Here is a 3,374-nt window from a genome sequence, read left to right on the forward strand (position 1 = left end):
TAACCTTACCAACTAATTTATCTAACATTATTTTGTTAACTCTATGTTACTTTACTAGGAGTGCTCTAACGCCCTGTTAAGGGGTGAGCAACGCAATACCGAAGCTTCCGCATACCGCCTTAACCACTAAAACCAACGCATAGTAAAAATGCCACGCGTTGTGAATCCCTCTTAAACAGTTTGTTAGCCCTTTGCCCAAATTTGGTACGTGTAATCAATATTTGAACTGAAACTTTGCTCAAATGTTTGTTTGAAACTCTGTGGAACTGAAGGGAAAAACACGTCGCCAGAGATGTGCTTATGAATCACTGAAAGATGGATAACATCTGCTTGTTCGATTAATGCTTTGTAAATTTCACCACCACCAGAAACAAAGACATGTGTTGTCGTATTGTCTAAGTAAGATAATGCCGATTCAATGCTGGTGAAATAAATAACATCTGGATCATTCGAGACCATTTCTGAGCGAGTAACCACAGCATATTTCCTATTGGGAAGTTTACCCATTGAGTCGAAAGTTTTACGACCGACTAAAAGCCAATGATTGTAAGTCATAGCTTTGAACAGGAGCTGCTCACCTTGTACATGCCAAGGTATATCCAATCCAGAGCCAATTACTCCATTCTCAGAAACTGCTGCCATAATGGATATTTTCATTTTTCCTCCTGAGGGCTAACGCCCGCCTAAGGGGCTGGCAACGCATGCCACCAAACTCAATCACAACAACCATAACCACCGCGGCTCAATGGGACTGGAAACGCCACGCGTTGACAGTCCCTCTTGAGGCGTTTGTTATGTGTGTGTTCAAACCATCAAATTTAGTCAGGTACTACTATTAAACCTAATTGCTCTAAAAGTTGTTCTTGCTGCCACGAACAGATTTTTACACCTGTAAGGTCAACTTTCCGAGGGTCTAAACCATACAACTCCGAGTGGCTCAAATCACAACCTTGCAACCTACACTGGCTCCAACACCCTTCAGAAAATACTCCCCGACTTAAATCAGACTCTTTAAATGATGCACCACTCAGATTTGCGCCAATCCATCTATTCTCAAACAAATCACACTTTTCGATACACTGCCTTTCAAAGTTGGCGTATGAAAGATTACAACCTGTTATATAAGCTGAACAAAAATACATTCTGTTCGATACCTGATTCATGAAGCTAGCTTGAGAAAAATTGGCACCCTTTAAATCGCATTCTCTGAACTCGATACCAAAACAATTTGCACCTTTGAAATACGACATTGAAAGACTGCAGTTTTTAAAAGATGCATCTCTAAGATCCGAGTAAGAAAAATCACACCCCTCTAATTCACCTCGTTCAATGAAAGAACAATCTACAAATTGTGTATCGCGGAGGTTCGCTCGTTTAAAGGAACAGCAGAAAAATTTGCAATTTTTAAAATACTGACCACTCATGTCTTGATGTGAAAAGTCTGCTTGTACATATAACTGGTCTGTTTTATCCATTTTCTAGCCCTCTTTCTATTTGAGTCGAAGACTAACATTTACCAACCAGTTCTCAAGAAAAATAAACACCTTAAAAACAGCAACTTACAACCACTTAAAATCGCAAAAATAAGGCGCCAAATTGACGCTCTAAGGCACCGTTTTTTAATTCACCCATGCCGCATGGCTAGAAAAAAGTTTTGATTAATCATGGCGCTTGCAAGAAAAACACATAACGCTTTCTATACGGCGAAAAGCCGTATTTCTACTCAGATCTAAGCTCATTTAATCTTTCATGGTCAACATAAATTCAAAGACTTAAAGATAAATTCGGCATGTTAGGTGGTAACATGTCGCTTAATGTGAAGAGTGGGATTTAACGTAATGTCACTTTGTGCGAAGTGCAGTGTTTCGGTAGAACAATGATTCTCGAAAGGTCGCTATAGCGGCCTTTTTTGTGCCTGAAAGCAAGAAAAGCGAAGGGAAATTGCGAAGTAAGGTATTGAGGAGTAAGATTAACTCTAGATAAAACAAAGCCCCGAAACTCATTCAAACTTGGCGGAATGGAGAGTTATCAGGGCTAAAGCTTAAGGTAATTTTAACACATGGAAAGACAAAGACAATCCACACGTAACCGCCATAAGTGCAGTTATGTGTGAAAGCTAAACAATCAAACGCATTTCAACTCGATCTAATCGAGACGCTTCCTCATAAGCCGTATTGCACCGATGAACTCGGTGTCACTTACATACGCCCAAAAAGTACAGCGATTAAGAAAAAATATCTGCAAGTGAACCAACCGAAGTTGGTCACTTACCTTGTCTTTGATATTGATCGACAAGGCGGTGTGTTGGCTTGGTACGACAACGATCTTCCCACACCATATTGGACTTCAAAGAACCCAGAGAACGCACACGCACACATTGCGTATCGCTTGAAAGTTCCATTCTGTACGTCTGATATCGCGCATAGTGAACCTATTCGCTACGCAGCTGCGATTGAATCCGCGATGATTGAGCGTCTGAAAGCGGATCGTGGATTCGCAGGACTACTGACGAAAAATCCACTGCACCCACATTGGCAAAATGAGTTTTGGACAGAGTACGAGTACACACTCGATGAACTGGCGGAATACCTCGATCTGAAAGGCCACCCGTTACGTGGTAGCGAAACGTCTGGTCTTGGCCGTAACTGTGAGTTGTTCGATAACACTCGTCAGTGGGCATATAGAGCGATTCGGGAATACTGGGCGCCTAACTACAAAAGAAAGTGGAATGCAGCCGTCTACGACAAAGTAGAAAGTACGAATAGCCAGTTCAATGTTCCTTTGCCCGTGTCAGAAGTGAAAGCGATAGCGAAGTCGATCGCTAACTGGACGTATCGAGAATTCACGCCAGAAAAGAAAAGCCAATGGCACGCTAAGAAAGGTGCTAAGGGTGGAAAAGTTTCAAAAGGTGGAGGTAGACCTAGCCTTAACGAACCTTGGGTTGAGCTTGGTATCAGTCGAAGAACTTACTTCCGTTGGAAGTCGACTGGCAAATTGTAATGTGTGGCACTAAACAAGCTATATCAGATAACAGCCCTTTTTAGGGTTGTTATCTGATTAATGGCCTCTATGTTTCTTTGCTAATCTTGCTAGAGCGGTATACGTGATTTTTGTTCCATCCGTGAACTTCCAGTCTATTTCATCTAAGAACTCTGCCATTATTTTCTTCTCTGCGCTCAGTCGATCTCTTTGACCTAACTTACTCTGTGTCTGTTGGTTTTGTCGACGGTGTGCGTGATTGACTATTCTTATTTGCTTTTGTAACGCCACTTCCTTGTTCTCTGTTTGCTGCTTGATAGCGTAGATCTCGTTTTCTTTCTTGTTGAGTCGTTTCGCTTCTTTGGCGTGTTTGTTTACGATATCCTTCTCAACTT

General features: G+C 41.6%; 3 protein-coding genes and 1 pseudogene. 1 reads left to right on the forward strand and 3 read right to left on the reverse strand.

The annotated features are described in order from the left end of the window. Positions 1–183: 183 nt before the first annotated feature. A complete protein-coding gene (gene dfrA31 / locus R7035_RS25000) occupies positions 184–657 on the reverse strand; it encodes a trimethoprim-resistant dihydrofolate reductase DfrA31 (protein ID WP_000703246.1) in 474 nt (157 codons plus the stop codon). A 161-nt stretch (positions 658–818) separates the two neighbouring features. Beyond that, a complete protein-coding gene (locus R7035_RS25005) occupies positions 819–1,475 on the reverse strand; it encodes a quinolone resistance pentapeptide repeat protein QnrVC5 (protein WP_000361705.1) in 657 nt (218 codons plus the stop codon). Between the two features lie 634 nt (positions 1,476–2,109). Here R7035_RS25005 and R7035_RS25010 point away from each other — a divergent pair. Further along, positions 2,110–3,000 carry a replication initiation protein gene (locus R7035_RS25010; RefSeq protein ID WP_012615284.1) on the forward strand — a complete coding sequence of 297 codons (891 nt, stop codon included), beginning with the start codon at positions 2,110–2,112 and terminating at the stop codon, positions 2,998–3,000. 57 nt (positions 3,001–3,057) lie between these two features. On the opposite strand, the pseudogene R7035_RS25015 reads toward R7035_RS25010, so the two are convergent. Further along, positions 3,058–3,374, reverse strand: a pseudogene (locus R7035_RS25015) (hypothetical protein); the annotation flags it as partial.

The organism is Vibrio sp. 1731, assembly GCF_033339955.1.
GTDB classification, from domain to species: domain Bacteria; phylum Pseudomonadota; class Gammaproteobacteria; order Enterobacterales; family Vibrionaceae; genus Vibrio; species Vibrio alginolyticus.